Source organism: Vibrio sp. 378, assembly GCF_033339435.1.
In genome coordinates this window covers 1-892 of sequence record NZ_JAWOUO010000271.1, presented here as the reverse complement: position 1 = coordinate 892, position 892 = coordinate 1, and the positions used below count along the sequence as shown (strand labels likewise).

The 892-nt window shown below is 46.1% G+C and carries 1 protein-coding gene; it reads left to right on the top strand.

Going from position 1 to position 892, the window contains the following annotated elements:
• Positions 1-690 (top strand): DUF3541 domain-containing protein (locus R7Q48_RS25640; protein ID WP_318132978.1); only part of this gene is annotated, 690 nt, incomplete at its 5' end.
• Positions 691-892: the final 202 nt, after the last annotated feature.

Below are 892 nucleotides of genomic sequence, written 5' to 3'. Positions count from 1 at the left end.
GTCGATTTACTAGGCGCGATGGCGAGAGCAGATGAGTACGGCTTAAAGCACCAACAAGATAAAACACTGCGAGAAATCATTCGTCGTTACGATTTTACTCGCTACGCCACCGATAAAGAGATGATTGAAGCATGGGCGGCGCAGTTGGCAAATCAGGTCTATTGGCTGCGTCAACTGGGTGAACAAGATGTGGTGAACGCGTTCATTGAAGCATTCCGAGCGACCTACCCCGACGACAATGATAAAAAGCTCTCTGCTCAGCAATACGGCAACAAAATCTATGGCATGACGCACATCATCTTTGCCGACTCTCAGTATTATCAAAAGCGCGTGAATGAAGCGGATCATCAATGGATTTATGATTACTTCCGCGACAACATCGACACGATTTTATTGCGAGCAAAAGAAGACATCATTGCCGAAGTAGGTATTTCATTTTTACTGGCTGGCCTTGACCACGATCCCGTCGTTGAGAAAACACGCCAAGCGATTCGAGATGCCATCAGCACCGAACAAGGGATGATCCCATCCGTTGATGGTGACTTTGATCTAAAGTATGGGGAACATCGCAATGTGCTCGCGATTATGCTTTTAGATTGGAAAGGTGTGCACAAGGCACCAACATATCAAGCGCACCCGAAAGCGTTCAAATCGATCCCTTATGGGTTAGTACCTAAATCCCCCAAATAACATAGAATAAACATGGTTCGGGAATACTCTTGCACTGACTCACACGACTTTCCCAACACCATAAAAAAACCCGCCACATTGGCGGGTTTTCATTTATTGCTCAATCATATTAAAGCGAGATAAAGATACCTGCTAGACATGCGCTCATTAGGTTCGCTAGCGTACCAGCCGCTACCGCTTTAAGACCCATGCTTGCTACATC